At 63.3% G+C, this 17,752-nt stretch carries 16 protein-coding genes and 1 pseudogene; 13 read left to right on the forward strand and 4 right to left on the reverse strand.

What is annotated here, in order from left to right:
- From BAC01S_RS28340 to gltA, 3 genes are all read left to right on the forward strand, one after another.
- Positions 1-435 (forward strand): succinate dehydrogenase iron-sulfur subunit (locus BAC01S_RS28340; protein WP_027797783.1); only part of this gene is annotated, 435 nt, incomplete at its 5' end.
- A gap of 18 nt (positions 436-453) precedes the next feature.
- Complete coding sequence (locus BAC01S_RS28345; RefSeq protein ID WP_027797784.1) at positions 454-720, forward strand: FAD assembly factor SdhE; 267 nt, start codon at positions 454-456, stop codon at positions 718-720.
- A 125-nt stretch (positions 721-845) separates the two neighbouring features.
- Positions 846-2,147 (forward strand): citrate synthase, encoded by a 1,302-nt coding sequence (gltA, locus tag BAC01S_RS28350; RefSeq protein WP_027797785.1) that lies wholly within the window; start codon positions 846-848, stop codon positions 2,145-2,147.
- 99 nt (positions 2,148-2,246) lie between these two features.
- Here gltA and BAC01S_RS28355 read toward each other — a convergent pair whose 3' ends face one another.
- Positions 2,247-2,714, reverse strand: a complete 468-nt coding sequence (locus tag BAC01S_RS28355) for a VOC family protein (RefSeq protein WP_027797786.1) — start codon at positions 2,712-2,714, stop codon at positions 2,247-2,249.
- Between the two features lie 151 nt (positions 2,715-2,865).
- Between BAC01S_RS28355 and BAC01S_RS28360 the strand changes: the two genes are divergently transcribed.
- Together BAC01S_RS28360 and BAC01S_RS28365 are read left to right on the forward strand one after the other, a co-directional pair.
- A complete protein-coding gene (locus tag BAC01S_RS28360) occupies positions 2,866-4,182 on the forward strand; it encodes a sensor histidine kinase (RefSeq protein WP_043204022.1) in 1,317 nt (438 codons plus the stop codon).
- A 35-nt stretch (positions 4,183-4,217) separates the two neighbouring features.
- Positions 4,218-4,874 carry a response regulator transcription factor gene (locus BAC01S_RS28365; protein ID WP_027797788.1) on the forward strand — a complete coding sequence of 219 codons (657 nt, stop codon included), beginning with the start codon at positions 4,218-4,220 and terminating at the stop codon, positions 4,872-4,874.
- A 69-nt stretch (positions 4,875-4,943) separates the two neighbouring features.
- On the opposite strand, the gene BAC01S_RS28370 is transcribed toward BAC01S_RS28365, so the two are convergent.
- The 3 genes and pseudogenes from BAC01S_RS28370 to BAC01S_RS28380 form a co-directional block, all read right to left on the reverse strand.
- A complete protein-coding gene (locus BAC01S_RS28370) occupies positions 4,944-5,354 on the reverse strand; it encodes a tellurite resistance TerB family protein (RefSeq protein ID WP_027797789.1) in 411 nt (136 codons plus the stop codon).
- A 35-nt stretch (positions 5,355-5,389) separates the two neighbouring features.
- Positions 5,390-5,917: pseudogene (locus tag BAC01S_RS32985) on the reverse strand (TerC family protein); the annotation flags it as partial.
- 15 nt (positions 5,918-5,932) lie between these two features.
- On the reverse strand, positions 5,933-6,829 hold the full coding sequence (locus BAC01S_RS28380) for a MipA/OmpV family protein (RefSeq protein ID WP_084168956.1): 897 nt from the start codon (positions 6,827-6,829) through the stop codon (positions 5,933-5,935).
- 956 nt (positions 6,830-7,785) lie between these two features.
- Here BAC01S_RS28380 and BAC01S_RS28385 point away from each other — a divergent pair.
- The 8 genes from BAC01S_RS28385 to BAC01S_RS28420 all read left to right on the forward strand — a co-directional run bounded on the left by BAC01S_RS28385 (position 7,786) and on the right by BAC01S_RS28420 (position 17,750).
- Positions 7,786-8,484, forward strand: a complete 699-nt coding sequence (locus tag BAC01S_RS28385; protein WP_027797792.1) for an energy transducer TonB — start codon at positions 7,786-7,788, stop codon at positions 8,482-8,484.
- A gap of 75 nt (positions 8,485-8,559) precedes the next feature.
- A complete protein-coding gene (locus BAC01S_RS28390; RefSeq protein ID WP_027797793.1) occupies positions 8,560-9,486 on the forward strand; it encodes a MotA/TolQ/ExbB proton channel family protein in 927 nt (308 codons plus the stop codon).
- A gap of 14 nt (positions 9,487-9,500) precedes the next feature.
- A complete protein-coding gene (locus BAC01S_RS28395) occupies positions 9,501-9,926 on the forward strand; it encodes an ExbD/TolR family protein (RefSeq protein ID WP_027797794.1) in 426 nt (141 codons plus the stop codon).
- Between the two features lie 19 nt (positions 9,927-9,945).
- The gene (locus BAC01S_RS28400) at positions 9,946-10,374 is read left to right on the forward strand and encodes an ExbD/TolR family protein (RefSeq protein WP_027797795.1); all 429 of its coding nucleotides are present in this window, start codon (positions 9,946-9,948) and stop codon (positions 10,372-10,374) included.
- Between the two features lie 49 nt (positions 10,375-10,423).
- A complete protein-coding gene (locus BAC01S_RS28405; RefSeq protein ID WP_156954568.1) occupies positions 10,424-11,599 on the forward strand; it encodes a tetratricopeptide repeat protein in 1,176 nt (391 codons plus the stop codon).
- Between the two features lie 237 nt (positions 11,600-11,836).
- Positions 11,837-12,409 carry a helix-turn-helix domain-containing protein gene (locus BAC01S_RS28410; RefSeq protein ID WP_027797797.1) on the forward strand — a complete coding sequence of 191 codons (573 nt, stop codon included), beginning with the start codon at positions 11,837-11,839 and terminating at the stop codon, positions 12,407-12,409.
- A gap of 378 nt (positions 12,410-12,787) precedes the next feature.
- On the forward strand, positions 12,788-15,643 hold the full coding sequence (locus BAC01S_RS28415) for a TonB-dependent receptor (RefSeq protein ID WP_027797798.1): 2,856 nt from the start codon (positions 12,788-12,790) through the stop codon (positions 15,641-15,643).
- A 181-nt stretch (positions 15,644-15,824) separates the two neighbouring features.
- Positions 15,825-17,750 (forward strand): extracellular solute-binding protein, encoded by a 1,926-nt coding sequence (locus BAC01S_RS28420; RefSeq protein ID WP_156954569.1) that lies wholly within the window; start codon positions 15,825-15,827, stop codon positions 17,748-17,750.
- The last annotated feature ends 2 nt before the right edge of the window (positions 17,751-17,752 follow it).

Here is a 17,752-nt window from a genome sequence, read left to right on the forward strand (position 1 = left end):
TTGCCGGGGCTGCCGGTGGTGCGCGACCTGATCTGCGACTTCACGCAGTTCTTCAACCAGTACCACTCGATCAAGCCATACCTGATCAACGACACGCCGCCGCCGGAGAAGGAGCGTCTGCAGTCGCCCGAGCAGCGCGACGAACTGGACGGCCTGTACGAGTGTATTCTGTGTGCGAGCTGCTCGACGTCGTGCCCGAGCTTCTGGTGGAACCCGGACAAGTTCGTGGGCCCGGCGGGCCTGCTGCAGGCATACCGCTTCATCGCGGACAGCCGTGACGAGGCCACCGGCGATCGTCTGGACAACCTGGAAGATCCGTACCGCCTGTTCCGCTGCCACACGATCATGAACTGCGTCGATGTCTGCCCGAAGGGTCTGAACCCCACGAAGGCCATCGGCAAGATCAAGGAACTGATGGTGCGCCGCGCCGTTTGAGGCGGCGTCCTTGCTGAAATGGAATCACACCAGTCTGATCCCCACCGCCGGGCGCGCCTACGCTGGCGCGCCCGGCGCGGTCTGCTCGAAAACGATCTGATTTTCGAGCGCTTTTTCGACCGCTATGAGCATGACCTCAGCGACGCCGACGTGGGCGCTCTCACGCGCCTGCTCGAGCTGAGCGATAACGACCTGATGGACTTGCTGCTCGCACGCAAGGAACCAGAAGGCGACCTGGCCGACCCGGACGTGAAGCGGGTGCTGGAGCTGCTTCGCAACGTCTGAGGCGCGGCGGTGCCTGCAGTTACAGTAATTGCTGCTGTTGCCGCAGTTGCGTTAGCGGCGGCAGGCGCCGCGCCGGACGTGCAAACTATCGAATCCTGTGTTTATCCTTCGATTGAGGATGTGCTATGACCCCGTCTGATGTAAAAGCCACGCTATCGTTCAGCGACAATTCGCCGAGCGTCGAACTGCCGATCTACAAGGGCACCCTGGGCCCGGACGTGATCGACATCCGCAAACTGTACGGTCAGACCGGCAAGTTCACGTATGACCCGGGCTTCATGTCGACCGCGTCGTGCAACTCGGCGATCACGTACATCGACGGCGACAAGGGCGAACTGCTCTATCGCGGCTACCCGATCGACAACCTCGCGCAGAACGCCGACTTTCTCGAAACCTGCTACCTGCTCCTGAAGGGCGACCTGCCGAACCAGGCCCAGAAGGACGAATTCGTGAAGACCGTCACGCAGCACACGATGGTTCACGAGCAGATGCATTTCTTCTTCCGCGGCTTCCGTCGCGACGCGCACCCGATGGCGATTCTGGTTGCGGCAGTGGGCGCACTCTCGGCGTTCTACCACGACTCGCTCGACATCAATAACCCGCGTCACCGCGACATCTCGGCGATCCGCATGATCGCCAAGCTGCCGACGCTCGTGGCCATGGCCTACAAGTACTCGATCGGCCAGCCGTTCGTGTATCCGCGCAACGAGCTCTCGTACAGCGCGAACTTCATGCACATGATGTTCTCGAACCCGTGCGAAGAGTACAAGGTCAACGACGTGCTCGTGCGCGCGCTCGACCGCATCCTGATCCTGCACGCCGACCACGAGCAGAACGCCTCGACCTCGACGGTGCGCCTGGCCGGTTCGTCGGGTGCGAACCCGTTCGCGTGTATCGCGGCCGGTATCGCCTGCCTGTGGGGCCCGGCGCACGGCGGCGCGAACGAAGCCGCGCTGAACATGCTCGAACAGATCGGCTCGCCGGACAACATTCCCGAGTTCATCAAGCAGGTGAAGGACAAGAACTCGGGCGTGAAGCTGATGGGCTTCGGCCACCGCGTGTACAAGAACTACGATCCGCGCGCGAAGCTGATGCGCGAAACGTGCTACGAAGTGCTCAACGAACTGGGCCTGCACGACGATCCGCTGTTCAAGCTCGCGATGCAGCTCGAGAAGATCGCGCTGGAAGACGAATACTTCGTGTCGCGCAAGCTGTACCCGAACGTGGACTTCTACTCGGGCATCGTGCAGCGCGCGCTGGGCATTCCGACCTCGATGTTCACCTGCATCTTCGCGATGGCGCGCACGGTGGGCTGGATTGCGCAGTGGAACGAAATGATTGCCGACCCCGAGCAGAAGATCGGCCGTCCGCGCCAGCTCTTCATCGGCGAAACGCCGCGCGAAGCCAGGCCGATCGCGCAGCGCTAAGCGGCACTGTTGCCCGCGGCGCGCTTCATATGGCGCGCCTGGTGGCGCATACGAAACACCCCGCCGGGTTCGCCCGCCGGGGTGTTTTTATTTTTAACCTCAGACCCAGCCGTCGATCTTGAACCCGCTCGCCTGTTCCGCTTCTTCGCGCGTAACGTCGCGGATGGTTTCGCCGAAGCTCCACACGTGGCCCTCGGGGTCGCTCACCACATAAACGCGGTCGCCGTAGAACTGATCTCCGATTTCACGCACGACGGTTGCACCCGCGGCGCGTGCGCGTTCGTAATGAGCGTCGATCCCGCTCTTCAGATGCACGTGCACCGACTGCGTGTTGTTCTTGTCTTCGAGGTCGGCGGGGCTCGTGTAGGGCATGCCGGGCCAGCCGCCGCCGATCATCACGTAGCCCTCCCCGAAGCGCATTTCCGAATGCGCGAGCTTGCCGTCGGGCGTGGTCACGACGAATTGCCGCTCGAAGCCGAAGGCCTTTTCCAGCCACTCCAGCGCGGCGAACGGGTCGCGGTAGTAGACGGCCGAGGCGAAGGTCGGCCGGGATGACGTGGTGCTCATGTGAATACCTCCACGGGGAAGTCAGTGCGCCCAATCTAGCACCGTCGCGCGGGCCGCGTCTCGCCGCTGTACGGGGCGCGCGAGGGAATCCGATATGATGGAACGCTCTTTGCCGCAGTGCGGCGCGTCCGTTCTGTCCCACGAGATTCCCATGTTCTTCGCAGCGAACTCTCTGCACCGCCGGCTTAGCCTTGCACTGGGCTTGCTCGCGATCCTCGTTGGGCTGCTCGGCTCGCTCGGGACGTTTCTCGTCGTGCGCAGCCTGGCCTCGGAGTTCAACGCGAGCCTGCGCGACGCCGCCGCGCACGTGCAGACGGGCGTGCCGCATCCGGCTTCGGCAAACGACGCGCGGCGGCGATTCTCCGACGATCTCGTCGTGCAGATCTGGTCGAAAGAGGACAGCGCTGTGCCGACGCGCACGAGCAATCCCTACGTCAAGCTGCGCCGCGGGTTGGACGGCTTTTCGACGGTCGAATACAACGGCGAGGCATGGGATGTTTTCGGGCTCGCGGCCGGCGACGAATTCATTCAGGTCGCCGAATCGCGCAGCGTACGCAATCGTAACGCCGTGCGCGTGGCGTTCTGGACCCTGCTGCCCGTGCTCGCCCTGCTGCCCTTGCTCGCGCTCACGAGCGCGATTACGGTGCGTCTTTCGCTGCGTCCGCTCGAACGCATGGGACAGCGTGCCGCCTGCGTCGATCTGCACAACCTGGCGCCGCTCGATATCGCGAAGGCGCCCGTCGAGCTGCGGCCGTTTCTCGACTCGATCAACCGCATGATCGAGCGGCTTTCGGTGCTCGTGAACGCCGAACGCAAGTTCGTTGCCGATGCCGCGCACGAGCTGCGCTCGCCCATCTCGGCTATGCAGCTGCAGATCGACAATCTGGGCCACGCGCCAGCCGATCAGTACGCCGAACGGTTTGCCGAGCTGAAGCACGGCATCGCCCGCACGGGCTCGCTCGTTTCGCAATTGCTGGGCCTCGCGCGCGCGGAGATCGGCAGCGCGCAGCGCGTGCTCGTCGAGGTGCCGCTCCAGCAGGTTGTGAGCGACGTGATGGCGGATCTGCTGCCGTTCGCGTATGCGCGCGGCGTGGACCTGGGCGTGGAGCGCCTCGACGACGCCAGCGTACGCGCGACCGAGGCCGACATGCGCGTGCTCGTGCGCAACCTCGTGGACAACGCGATCCGCTACGGCGGCGAGGGCGCGCAGGTCGACGTGTCGGTGCGGCGCGAGGCGCAGAGGATCGTGATCGAAGTGCGCGACAGTGGCCCGGGCATTGCCGAAGCGGACTTGCCGCGCATATTCGACCGCTTCTTCCGCGCGGGTGCGAACGACGTGGAGGGCAGCGGACTGGGTCTCGCGATCGTCCAGGCCGTGGCCCAAAGCTATCGCGGAAGCGTCACGCTGGCCAACCGCGCCGACGGGCAGTCGGGCATCGTCGCGCGCGTCGAACTCTCGCGCCAGTGACGCGCTCGAATGCAGGAGAGAGAGAGGACATTACGATGCGGATTCTGCTGATCGAAGACGATCTGCTGATCGGGCCCGCGCTGCTGCGCGCGCTGAAGGACGCGTCGTACAGCGTCGACTGGGTGCGCACCGGCGAGAGCGGCCGCACGGCGATACGCGACGGTTCGTACACCGCGATCCTGCTCGACCTCGGGCTTTCGGACATGAGCGGCCTTGACGTGCTGCGGGGCCTGCGCGCCTCGAACGACGCGACGCCCGTGATCATCATCACCGCACAGGACGGCGTCGATACGCGCGTGGAAGGTCTCGACCTCGGTGCCGACGACTACCTCGTGAAGCCCTTCGAGAGCAAGGAACTGCTTGCGCGCATTCGCGCCGTGGTGCGGCGCAAGTCGGGCTTTGCCTCCGCGGCGATGGGCAGCGGGCGCGTGACGCTCGACATCAACGCGCGCCGGCTCACATTCGACGGGCAATCGGATGACCTTTCCGCGCGCGAATATGCCCTGATGCTGGCGCTGCTCGAGCGGCCCGGCGCGATTCTTTCGCGGCAGCAGCTCGAAGAGCGGCTCTATGGCTGGGGCGAGGAAGTGGAAAGCAATGCCGTCGATGCCGTGATTTACAGCGTGCGGCGCAAGTTCGGCCACGCCGTGATCCGCAACGTACGCGGACTGGGCTGGGCCGTGTGCGTTTGACGCAAGCGCGCACGCTTGCATCTACGCACACAGGCGCGGCGAGCGCGAGGCTCGCCGCGCCCCCCGGCCTTATGAGGCGAGCACGCGCTGTCGCGGATGCGTCTGCCACGCTTTGGAGAGCGAAGCAAGCAGCGCCGTTTCCGTATCGGCGACATGGCGGTCGGCATAGATCGCCACGTAGCAGAGGTTCAGCACTTCCGCGCGCAATTCCGGGTTTTCCAGCTCGCGCATCACTTGCTGCATGACGTCGGAGTCCACCTTGCACGCGTCGCTCCAGTTCAGATGCGAGCTCGTCAGCAGATCCTCGCACAGGGCCTGCAGGATCGCGCCGAATTCTCCGGGCGCGAGCCCCAGGCGCTCGGCGATGCGCGCGCGATGGAGTGCGGTGAGCTCGTCGCTGCTCAGGTGGCCGTCCGCGAGCAGCGCGATGGCGACGATCCGGCCGGCGGCCTGGGGGCTGTTGCAGGAGTAGGTACGCATGATCAGGTGTCCTCGTAACGTTTGAACAGGGCAGATCATCGAGGGAGGCGCCCGAGGGGCGCTGCCTCGATGAAAACCATCCTACGGGCGCAGAATGAGCGAAAAATGAGGAAGTGCGAGACGCGGCCGGAACTGGCCTGGCCGCGCGAGTGGGAAGGTGCCCGGAGGGCGCTCAGGAGACGCGCGGGCCGATGGCAGGGCGCGTCCTTGAGGTAATGAAAGCGGTGTGCCATGACGGCGAGCGCGAAGAACAGGGCGCGCTGACCGACTACGGCGAAGATATTGCTCGTGTAGACGATGAATGGGTCGGTCGTGATCGAAAAGATCGCGGGAATCGAATCGACCGCGAAGATCAGATCCGCGAACGCGATCATCAGGAGTGCGATGAAGAGCGGCGTGACCCAAAGCACGACTTTACCGGTGACGGGGTGTGCGCGCCGCACGATGAACGCGCGGCCTTCCGGTCGCGGCGTGATGGGCAGCACGCGACGCAAGAGGCGCAGGAGCGTGCTGCCCTCAACGTCATGCGCTTCCTGCGAACCGAACAGCATCTTCACACCGGTGAGCGCGAGGAAGAACTAGAACTGATAGTTAATCGAAATATCGCACACGCCATTGGTTTTCGACTGCACGACCGGACTATCCGCGGCGCTGCCCAGCAGGCGCCGGAGCGCGCCGTCGGCGCTCAGGAACCAGTGCTTGTTCACGAAGTAGACCATCGTGATGCCGAAGCCGGCCGACTTGAGACCCGCGCCCGCGCTGTATGGCCGGTAACCGGAGTCGACAGCCTGTTGCGGCGTGACGCCGAACCAGCTTTGCATATAGGTGGCGTCGGCCACGGTGACGGAGGGGCCCGCAAACCAGTAGAACCTGTCGTTGCTTCCCGGTAGCGGCATATAGGCCCCGAAGTCGCCGCTCCAGCCGTTCGAGCCGCCGAGGCTGCGCGTAAAGGCGGCTCGCAGCACGAGGGGAAAGTCCTTCGATATCACGTATTCGCCCGCGATCTTCATCTCCGGGGCCGGATTGATGTTGCCTAGCCCGTTCAACTCCGGCGGATCGTCGTGCGCGCGCCGCCCGAGGTCGTACACGGCGGCAACGCTTACCCGCCAGTTCGGACCTTGCAGGACGTTCACGCCGATACCCTCGCCGGTGGAAGCGAACAGCAGGTCCTTGTAGCGGATGTCGATGCTGGGCCCGGCCAGCATGCGATAACGGTCGGAGCCGTCGTAGCGGGGTTCGAAGGTCGAACCTACGCCGAGCCGCACTTGCCAGTCGGGTTGCTGCGTCTCGAACATTTTTTCCAGCGGGATGCCGGCCGAATATTGCCATTCGCCGAGCGGCGAGGGCGTCTGCGCCTGTGCGTGCGAAGCGGCCCAAAAAGCGCAGGCGGCGCCGGCGACGCGCAGCAGCAGCGTGCCGCGCGTTTTCTTGTACCAGGTGTGTATGTTTCGCGCAACACGGGTTGCCAGTGTCATGACGCCTCCAGCGCACATGGGGGGACTGCGATATGCCCGATAGCTTTCGGGCGCTTGAGCAAGCGATGTACCCGAAGGGGTGGGGCAGGCGTAGCGCGCAGGCTTTGCTGGACCTGGAGGCAGGTCGTTCAGGTGCGGGGTGAGCTAGACCATTTCAGCCGCAATGAGTGGTCGCCAATATGGTTGTATTAGCAACGATAAAGGGCGGTTCGCGAACAGAAGAAGCAGAAAAGCACCATGCGGGACGGGGTAACACCGGGATTCTCCGCTGCCATCCGGAATCCTCTGCTTTCTGCGAAATCAGGATGCCAAACAAAAAATCCGGGCGGTCAAACAAGGGGGATCACTATGGCCCGGCAGCGTGCTGGTTGAACGGAAGAGAGGGGAATTTAAACCTTTCAAATCGAAAGATTAAAATTCAGTAGTTACAGAGAAGAGAAAGCGATTTACGGCCGGGTTTGTTATTTATTTGTAATTTTATTCGCCAGACATCGCCAATGCTTATTTTGCGGGCGCCTGGAACCCCCTCTGGGAGGGGATGGCGTGAATTTAGAGCCATTCTTCTAAACACCGTATTCTCCCATCAAAAAAAGTTTGCTCATTCTGTTTTTGTCTTGCTATCTTTCCGAACGCTGAAACGAAACTGAAACACGCCTATGTTGCGCATTATCGCTGGCGGTATTTCACGGACGATATAAGAGGGCCGTCGGGAAAATTCTCGTAAACCCGGGCATTAGGGTTAGTACTACTTATCATATGTCTGGCAAGGATGGCCTGCAGCTTGCATTCGGGCTCCGGCGAGACAGAGAGATTTGCCGCTGCAGTCGTCCGCATGCGTTTCGTAGTCCGATTGAAAGTGTGGCCTGACATTCCTGAAGTTCGACTGTCAGACCTCGAAACTGGTTCGCTGCGGTCAAGAAAAGGGGCGCCCGGCGCCCGAGGGAGCGAAGGTGGTGATGAAAGTGCAAGTGGATGTTCCAGCCGGGTCCGGTCGGCCGGGCGTGCCTGGCCGTCCGCGCGAATACGGACGCAAGCAGCAGAATCCCGCGCGCCGCTATGGCGGCATCGCGGCAGTTATCGCCCTGCATGTGGTGCTCATCTATGCGCTGGTCAATGGGCTTGCCAACAAGGTCGTGCAGGTCATCCAGCATCCCATCGAAACGAAGATCATCGAGCCGGTGAAGCCGCCGCCTCCGCCGCCGCTGCCCGTCGTGCAGCTGCCGCCGCCGAAGTTCGCGCCTCCGCCGCCGCCGTTCGTGCCGCCGCCCGAAGTGCCGGTGCAGGCGCCGCCGCAGCCGACCATCACGCACCAGGCCGCGCCCGTCGTCAGCGCGCCGGTAACCGCGCCGCCGGCGCCGCCCGCACCGGTTGCCAAGCCGGTGAGCCACGAAGTGGGCGTGGTGTGCCCGAATTCGGACGAGATCCGCGGTTCGATCGCCTACCCGAAGGAAGCACAGGAAAACAACGTGACGGGCGACGTCCTGATCGAATTCGTCGTGGACCCGCAAGGCCATATCACGAACGAGCGCGTGGCCAAGTCGTCGGAGGACAGCAGCCTCGACGGCGCGGCGTTCAACGCGGTGAAGAAGTTCAATTGCATTTCGCAGGGGCAGCCGGTGCGTGTGCAGGTTCCGTTCTCGTTCACGCTGAACTGATCGAGCGCGCAATCCGCACCGGATGGATGTCATTACTCACGTTTTAGTAGTTCTAACGGATGAACTGGAGCAGGCATGAAGAAGCGTTCCTACGCCGCACTGGCGGCCAGCATGTATATCACCGTAGCCACGGTCGGTACTTTTGTCGCACCGCATGCCTACGCGCAGGCTAGCGACGCCGCCGCCGCGTCGGCGCCTGCCACGGCTGCCAGCGCGGACACGAGCGCGGCCGCACCGGCGCCCACCGCGTCGGCCGCACCCGCCGACCAGGCCGTGCCGCCGCCCGCTCCGGCGACCTCGGAGACGGTCACGAACCCCTACGGCCTCGGCGCCCTCTGGAAGAACGGCGACTTCGTCGCGCGCTTCGTGCTGATCCTGCTCGTCATCATGTCGATGGGCAGCTGGTACATCATGATCACCAAGTTCTTCGAGCAGTTCCGTGCGAACCGCCGCGCGAAGATTGCCGACGAACAGATCTGGAGCGCCCCGTCGCTCGCCGAAGGCGTGAAGCAGCTCGAAGAGTCGTCGCCGTTCCGCTTCATCGCCGAAACCGCGATCGATGCCGGCGCGCACCACGACGAAGCCCTGCTCGAAACCGTGGACCGCAATACGTGGATCGACGTGTCGGTCGAGCGCTCGATCACCAGCGTCTCGAACCGCCTGCAGGACGGCCTCGCCTTCCTCGGCACGGTCGGCTCGACGGCGCCGTTCGTCGGCCTGTTCGGCACGGTCTGGGGCATCTATCACGCGCTGACCGCCATCGGTATCGCAGGCCAGGCGTCGATCGACAAGGTCGCGGGCCCGGTGGGTGAAGCGCTCATCATGACAGCCATCGGTCTCGCGGTCGCCGTGCCGGCCGTGCTGGGCTACAACTTCCTCGTGCGCCGTAACAAGGCTGTGATGGAGCGCGTGCGTGCCTTCGGCGCGCAGCTTCACGCCGTGGTGCTGGCCGGTGGCAAGCGTGCTCGCGGTGCGGCTCGCACCACGGCGATGGCCGACTGAGCAAGGGGCACACCATGGCCATGAGCGTTGGAGGCGACGGCGACGAGGACGAGGTCATCTCGACCATCAACACCACGCCGCTCGTCGATGTGATGCTGGTGTTGCTGATCATCTTCCTGATCACGATTCCGGTGGTGACGCATACGGTGAAGCTCGAATTGCCCAAGCAGACGGTGACACCGCTGCAGACGCAGCCGAAGAGCATCGAGATCGCGGTGAACCGCGACGGCGACTTCTTCTGGTACGAGCAGCACGTCGATGGGCCCACGCTGCTGGCGCGACTGAAAGCGGCGTCCGTCCAGACGCCGCAGCCGGAAGTGCACATCCGCGGCGACCAGAACACGCGCTACGAGTTCATCGGCCGCGTGATCACGTCGTGCGAGCGCGCGGGTATCGCGAAGGTGTCATTCATTACGGAGCCGCCGGCGCGCGGCGGCTAAGGGTAAAGAGAGGGCGGTTATGGGCATGAACGTATCGTCGGGCGGCGGGAGCAGTGAGCCGGAAGTGATGGTGGACATCAACACCACGCCGCTGATCGACGTGATGCTGGTGCTGCTGATCATGCTGATCATCACCATTCCGATCCAGATGCATGCGGTGAAGATGAACCTGCCGGTGGGCAATCCGCCGCCGCCGGCGGTTCAGCCGGAAGTGGTGCAGATCGACATCGATTTCGACGGCACCACGACCTGGAACGGCACGCTCGTGCCCGACGAGGCGACGCTGGAGCAGAAGTTCTCGCAGGTCGCGGCCGAGCCGGACCAGGCGGAGATTCACCTGCGTCCGAACCGGCTTGCGCCGTACAAGGACGTGGCCGCCGTGCTGGCGGCGGCGCAGCGCGAAGGGGCGACGAAGATCGGCCTGATCGGCAACGAGCAGTACATGTAGCGAGGAAATGAGAGTGAGCAGCCTTCCTGATCGTTTGAAGAAAGCGGCGCTGGCGTTGGCGGTGAGCGGACTGTCGGCACTGGCCGTGCTGCCGGTCGCCGCGCGCGCGGCCGACACGCTGCGCCCCGATGTGGCGAAGCCGTTGAACGACGCGCAAACGCTCTATCGCGCGCACAACTACCAGGGCGCGCTCGGCAAGATCGCCCAGGCGGCCGCCGTGCCGAACAAGACGCCTTACGAGACCTATATGGTCGAGGAAATGCGCGGCGCCGCGGCGATGGCTGCGGGCGAGAACGGCGTGGCGGCGCAGGCCTACGAGTCGCTGCTCGCAAGCGGCCAGCTCAAGGGCGCGGAGGAGCAGCAGACCACGGCCGCGCTGGCGGGCCTGTATTTCCAGCAGAAGAACTACGCGCAGGCGATCAAGGTCGCGCAGCGCTACCAGAAGGCCGGCGGTACGGATGCGCAGATGGGAACGCTGCTCGTGGAGTCGTACTACCTGTCCGGCGACTATACGAGCGCCGTGCGTCTCTTGAACGCGAGCGTGGACTCGCAGGTGCGCGCGGGCCACGTGCCCGACGAAGAGCAGCTGCAGTTGCTGGGCACGTGCGCGCAGCACGCCAACGATCAGGCCGCCTATCGCGGCGCGCTCGAGAAGCTGGTGGCGTATCACCCGAAGCAGTCGTACTGGGACGATCTGCTGCATTCGATCCGCAGCAAGCCGGGTTATCTGGGCGCGCTCGACGTGGATACGTATCGCCTGCGCCGCGCGACGGGGTCGCTCACGACGGCGGACGACTACATGGAAATGACGCAGCTCGCGCTTGTTTCGGGGTCGACGGCTGAAGGCAAGCAGATCATCGACCAGGGCTTCACTTCGGGCGTGCTGGGCCACGATGCGCAGGCAGACCGCGAGCATCGCCTGCAGGCGCTCGCTGCGAAGCGCACGCAGTCCAATGCGGACCAGAACGGCAACCCGGTTGCACCGTTCGACGCGGCCTTCAACCAGGTGTTCGCCGGGCAGGCGCAGCAGGGCATCGCCGCCATGCAGGCGCTCATCGCGAAGGGCGGTCTGGACCATCCGGATCTCGCGCAACTGCGTCTGGGCGAGGCGTACTACTTCGCCGGGCAGAAGGCGAAGGCCGTGCAGGCGTTCCGCAACGTGAAGGGCACCGACGGCAGTGCGGATCTTGCTCAGCTCTGGATTCTGGTGGCGTCGAAGCCGTAAATGAAGGACCGGCGGCCCGCCGAGCCCGGTGGGCGCCGGCGGCCCGCGCAAATAGAGCGGTACACCGTAAATTAGAGTAAGGAGTCCAAATCGACTGGCGAGGGTGACCGGTCCCGGGCTTTCTGTCGTGAGACAACCGGTTCCGGTTCGCAAAAGCGGATGGGGCGGGCGTGTCGGCCACGAGGAAAACAATTTGGCAACATCAAACAAATTTTGACGCGTGGTTTCTGGCTTGCTATGGTTTCGCCACTCGATAACAAGGCAGTAGTTGCAGCGATTGGAAGCAGGATTCGGGCGTTGCGTCAGAGGCTCAAGCGCACGCTGCAGGAGACGGCCACGCTGGCGGGGATTTCGAAGCCGTTTCTGTCCCAGGTCGAGCGCGGCCACGCTACACCCTCGATCGCGACGCTTTCGGGGATCGCCAGAGCGCTTGGCGTGACCGTGCAGTACTTCGTCGAGACTCAGGACGAGGCGCAGACCGTGGCCAGAAGCGACGAGCTGAAGTTCTTCGGGTTCGCGGGCTCGGGCAACCAGTTCGGCCGGCTGACCGGCTCGGGCGGCAACAAGCTGCTGGAGGCGCATCTCGTGCGGATGCCGGTGGGCGAAGCGCCTTCGGAAGTCGCGACTTCAGCCGTGGAAGAGTTCATGTACGTGATGAGCGGCCAAGTGTCGCTCAAGCTCGAAGGTAGAACCTTCGTGTTGCAGGCCGGTGACACGGCTCATTACGAATCGGCGGTGCCGCACGAATGGGCCAATACCGCCGACGAGGAAAGCGTGTTCGTGTGGGTGGGTACGCCGAAGCTGTTTTGAGCGGTACAGGGGACGGTCCGGCCATGTGAGTCGGAAGCAGTCTTTCAGTAGTGCAAAATAAATGTAAGGAAGGGCATTCCGGGCGGAAAGGCTCAACAGGGGCGCCCGGAAGACGCATAAGACAACGCCGGAACGCGGACGGAATGAAATTCAGTTGCAAGCTATTGCAATGAATTAGTAGTCCGATGCGAATGGATGTTCGAGTGATTCACCGTGTCGTCGTCGATGTTTCAGGTGCGCAAGTCGGCAGGCGGCAGATCCAGCAAGGCAAGAAAGGGCGCGGCGCGACAGCGTCGTCAAAAAGGAGCAGCGGGGTTCACGAGACCTTGCTTCGCATAAACCGAAGTGGGCGTGACTGACGAGTGAGAAGGGGAAAACGTGAAACAAAGGGTACTGGCGCTAGCCATTCGAAGAATAATCTGGGCTGAAGTTGCCTTGTCGGCGGCGATGGCCGTTCCGGCGTTCGCGCAGAGCCAGCCGGCCGCCAACGGCGGCGCGGCGAGCGCTGCACCGGCGGCGCCCGCGGCGATCACTACGGCGCAAGCCGACACGGGCACGACAGGCAATACGGCTGGCGCCACTGCCGGCACCAATGGCACCAGCGGTGCCAGCGCGGGCACGACCGGCGGCACCGCGGCCGCGACAGGTACGACGGGCCAGTCGAACGTCAAGCAGCTGAAGACGTTCCAGGTGACCGGCTCGCTGATCCGGCAGTCGGACAAGACCGGCTTCCAGCAGGTGCAGGTCGTTTCGCAGAAAGACATTCAGGCCAGCGGCGCGACCACGGTGTCCGACTACCTGCGCTCGACTGCGGCCAACTCGGCCAGCAGCTGGGGCGACAACTATACGTACAGCACGGCGCCGGGCGGCGCGGGTATCGCACTGCGCGGCCTTTCCGAGAAGTACACCCTCGTGCTGATCGACGGTCAGCGCGTGGCGCCTTACGCACTGAATACGAACTTCACCGATTCGTTCGTCGACCTGAACGCGCTGCCGCTCAACATGATCGACCGCATCGAGATCGTGAAGACGGGTGCGGTATCGCAGTACGGTTCGGACGCAATCGCGGGCGTGGTGAACATCATCACCAAGCACGACTACCAGGGCCTGCAGCTGGACGGCAGCCTCGGCGGCGCTCAGCACGGCGGCGCCGGCACGAGCAAGCTCAATATCCTCGGCGGCTTCGGCAACCTGACTTCGGACGGCTACAACATCACGGCCGCCGCGAGCTTCCAGCACACGAGCGGCATCGACCTCGACCAGCGCGACACCACGTCGAGCCAGATTTTCCCGTACGGCAACAATCAGTCGGCCTCGTTCTGGCAAACGGCAAGCGGTCCGCAGGCACTGGGTCCCTGCCCGTTCGGCGGAAAGACGATTCCGTCGGCCACCTCGGTCACGGCAGGCTTCCAGGCCGGCGGCTCGGCCTGCGCCTACAACACCAGCAATGTCGATTCGCTGGCGCCCGAAAGCGACCGCGCCAACATCAAGGTTCACGGCGACTTCAAGATCAACGACAATGTCCAGGCTTACGCGGACATCTGGGAAAGCTACGGCACGAGTTCGATCACGACGAACACGCAGTTCCTCCCGGGGTTGAGTTCGCCGCTGACGTATTCGCCGTCGACCGGCATCGTGGCCCTGAACAACACGGTTGCCGCGAACAATCCGTACAACCCGTTCGGGGTTGCGACGCCGATTAACTACGCATTCCCGAACGAGCCAACGGGTGTGCAGGACACCTCGAACTTCTGGTCCTTTTCTACCGGCCTGAAGGGGCAGTTCGATACGCAAAAGTGGGGCGACTGGAACTGGCAAGCCAGCTATGGCCATTCGCAGAGCGTCGTTTCGGTCACCGATACGAATGCGATGAATGCCGCGGCGTATGAGAGCATCCTCGCCGGCGGCTACGATTTTGCCAATCCTTCTCTCACGCCGAATGGTCTGAACGGCCTGTTCAACAACGTCAACTACATGGCCATGTCGAAGCTCGACGTGGTCGACGCGACGATTTCGACGCCGAATCTGTACCATCTGCCGACCGGCGATATCGGTGTTGGTTTCGGTACGCAGTTCCAGCATCAGAGCGAGTACATCTCGAACCCGACGGGTGTCGATACCGGCCAGACGGTTATCGCCGGCATTCCGCTGCAATCGGCCGACGCCAGCCGGAATGTCGCCGCGGTCTACTACCAGATCGATATTCCTATCGTCCGGAACCTGACGTTCAGCCAGGCCGGCCGCTACGACTATTACAACCAGTTCGGCGGTGCGTTCTCGCCGCGTTTCGCCCTGCGCTATCAGCCTGCGCAGGCGTTCACGGCCTACGCGTCGTACAACCGGGGCTTCCGTGCGCCGACGCTGGTGGAATCTTCGCGTAGCGCGTCGCTGGGCAACCAGAACGCGATCGACACGGATCCGGCCAGCGCGCAGTACGGCCAGGACGTAGCCGTCGCCGAAGTGATGCACGGCAATCCGGATCTGCAGCCGGAGCGCACGAAGAACTACAACGTCGGTTTCGAGCTGTCGCCGATGCGTAACACGGACTTCGGCTTCGACTGGTACAAGATCGACGTGAGCAACGTGATCGGTATTGCGCCGCTGCAGCCGGTGGTGGATGCGAACGATCCTTCGGTCGTGGTCCGCAATCCGAATACGAACTCGATCGACTACGTCAATTCGCAGCTCGTCAACTTCTCGTACCTGCATACGGACGGCTTCGAGGCAACCTTCCATCAAGGACTGCCGACGAAGATCGGAACGTTCTCGCTGTCGATGGACTGGGCCTATGTCTGGCACTTCGAGACCCCGGGTCTTGCGAACGGCGCGACCGATGCAGCGGGCAACAACAGCTCCCTGTCGCTGTCGTTCGGCGGTTCGTTCCCGCGCTGGAGAGGCAATACGACGGTTAGCTGGGTATCGCCAAACCGCCAGTGGAATGCCGCTCTGACGTGGAACTACACGGGACCGTATGCCAATACGGCCCAGGAGACGGAGTTCGGTCAGGCGGGGATCCCGACGGAAATCGGTTCGTTCAGCGTGTTCAACCTGACGGCCAGCTATACGGGCTTCAAGCACTGGACGCTGTACGCCGGCATCGACAACATCTTCAACCGTGCGCCGCCGTACGACCCGAACTTCGTGCAGTATCCGTACTACCAGACCGGTTACGACACGTCGCTGTATGACTACATCGGTCGTTACGGTCAGATTGGTGCAACGTACAAGTTCTGATGATGTAACGTAGTACGCCTGAAGAACGATACCGCTCCGGCCTTTCAACCCGAAAGACGGAGCGGTTTTTTTAAAGAACCACCCTCTGCAAGACAGACGGTTCGTTATCTCGACTGGACTGGATGCAACATGCCCCGGCTACGAGCCGAGGCATACGTACCGAGCGATGAAGCCACTAGCGATGTTCCAGCCTGCGCGGGCACTTGCCGCAGCGAAGGCGCACCTGCATCAGACCGTCAGGATCGCTGCCGGTGTTGCGGCGCTGCTGACTCTCGCGCTGCCCTCGGCGCACGCGGCGCCATCGATCGCCCAATACGACCAGCCGAAATACCCAACCGGCTTCACGCATTTCGCCTATGCGGACCCCAATGCGCCGGACAACGGCGAACTGACGTACCCGAACTACAACCAGCTGCAGAGCTACGATTCGCTCAATCCCTTCCTGTTGCGCGGTGCGCCGGCGCCGGACATCCAGAACCTGATGTTCGACACGCTGATGCAGCGAAGCTGGGACGAGCTGGCTTCCGAATATCCGCTGATTGCCGACGACGTGAAGGTGGCGCCCGACCTGGGTTCGGTGACCTTCCATATCAACCCGGCCGCGCGCTTTTCGAACGGCGACCCGATCACCGCCGCGGACGTCAAGTATTCGTTCGACACGCTCAAGAGCCCGCAGGCCTCGCCGATGTTCAATTCGCAGTTCTCAGTGATCAAGAGCGCGACGGTGATCGACCGGTTGACGATCCGCTTCGACTTCAATCGCAAGGAACGCGACGCGCCGCTGATCGCAGGCGACCTGCCGGTGTTTTCGCCGAAGTGGGGCATGCGAGCCGACGGCACGCGGCCGCCGTTCGACCAGATCTCGAACGTTCCGCCGATTGCGAGCGGCCCGTACCTGATCGCACAGCGCAAGAACGACAAGCAGATCGTCTACCGCCGCAATCCGAACTACTGGGCGGCGAACCTGCCTTCGCGGCGCGGCATGTTTCGTTTCGAGAAGATCACGTTCCTGCTCTACGCCGATATTTACACCACGCTCGAAGCGTTCAAGGCCGGCGACGTCGACCTCAACATCGAATACAGCGCGACGCAGTGGGCGCGCAAATATATCGGCAAGAACTTCCGCAACGGGTTGTTGCACAAGGGGGAATTCCCCAACGGCCCGGCGCAGATGCAGGGTATGGTCATCAATATGCGCAAGCCGATGTTCCAGGACCCGCGGGTTCGCCGGGCGCTCGCGCTTGCGTTCGACTACGACTGGATGAACCGCATGATGTTCTACGGTCAATATCGGCGCAACGAGAGCTATTTCGACGCGAGCCCGTTCGCGGCGAGCGGCATGCCGAGCGCGAAGGAACTGGCCCTGCTCGAGCCTTACCGTGCCGACGTGCCGGCGGCCGTGTTCGGACCGATGATCCAGCAGCCCACCACGCTGCCGCCGAATTCGCTGCGCGGCAACTTGCGCGAGGCGCGCGATCTGCTCGCCGAGGCTGGCTGGCACTATCGCGACGGGGCGCTGCGCGACGCGAACGGCACACCGATGTCGATCGAGATTCTCGACGACGAGCCGGGTATGGACCGCCTCTATCTGCCCTATATGCAGGCGCTCAATCTGATCGGCATTCGCACCACGTTTCGCGAGATCGATGCGGCGCTCTATCAGAAGCGCGTCGATAATTTCGATTTCGACGTGACCACCTATCTCTATCCGCCCGTGACCATTCCCGGCGCCGAGCTCGTGCGCCGCTTCGGCAGCGCGGCGGCAACGCAAATCGGTTCGGAGAACTACCCGGGCATCAAGTCGAAGGCCGTGGACGGGCTGATCCAGGACGTGCTCAAGGCCAACACGCTCGCCGATCTCGAAGCGGCAACGCGGGCGCTCGACCGCGTGCTGATGAATTCGTACTATATGGTGCCCGAGTATTACGCGCCCAATACGCGCGTCGGCTACAAGACCGGTTTTGGCCACCCGGCGATCGTGCCCACCTCCTATCAGGACGTGGACTGGGTGATCGAGTACTGGTACGACGCCCGCACGCAGGCCGAACGCGGCGCACACAATGCGCAGACGGCGTCGGTTACGCGAACGGGTAATGCGGTTCAGTGAGG

The sequence above is a fragment of the Paraburkholderia acidipaludis NBRC 101816 genome (genome assembly GCF_000684975.1).
Lineage (GTDB): Bacteria > Pseudomonadota > Gammaproteobacteria > Burkholderiales > Burkholderiaceae > Paraburkholderia > Paraburkholderia acidipaludis.